Here is a 576-nt window from a genome sequence, read left to right as displayed (position 1 = left end):
TAAATAATAATTTAAGCTGGCAAAAACTCTCCGAATCAGGTGTTGTTGGCAGTAGCAATCCTGTTAACAGGGACTATACCCAGTACAGGGAATTATTGATCGTGATTGGAGAGAATACCACCGGAAGTAATACTCGATTTGTTTTCAACATTCCAACGGCCTGTTTGACTGACACTATACAAAAATTCCGGGACGGCTATTATCGCGACAGCAGTGTAAATGCGTTTTGCTCTGTCGGTGTTACGACAAGCACATTATATGTTACCGACTTTAATATCGGGGGCACGTCATATATGAATAATACCAACAATCTTAGGATCGTGTATGCACGTTAATGATCATTTGACTGGAGTCAACGTGCCGACGAAGGTATTATCGACATATACATCAAACCGCATAGCTGATGACCACACAATTGCCACACTATTTGATGTGCCAGCGCCAACAAGATTGCCGCGGCTATCGTTTATGGTACCAGCAACAGTCAGATTACCAGTAATCGTACCATTGCCTGATTTTTTAATATATCTACTGTCATGATCACCCGAAGTTTTATGGGTCGCTAAATTATTATTT

At 41.0% G+C, this 576-nt stretch carries 2 protein-coding genes; one reads left to right on the top strand and one right to left on the bottom strand.

Features of this window, described 5'->3' with window-relative positions:
* A partial coding sequence (locus KTH90_RS24700) for a hypothetical protein (protein WP_238727620.1) occupies nt 1-335 on the top strand: 335 nt, incomplete at its 5' end.
* Between the two features lie 3 nt (nt 336-338).
* Here KTH90_RS24700 and KTH90_RS24695 read toward each other — a convergent pair.
* The coding region (locus tag KTH90_RS24695) for a hypothetical protein (protein WP_238727619.1) at nt 339-576 on the bottom strand (238 nt) is incomplete at its 5' end.

The sequence above is a fragment of the Diplocloster modestus genome, assembly GCF_019042245.1.
Taxonomy (GTDB): domain Bacteria; phylum Bacillota; class Clostridia; order Lachnospirales; family Lachnospiraceae; genus Diplocloster; species Diplocloster modestus.
This window is presented reverse-complemented; position numbering and strand designations above follow the sequence as displayed.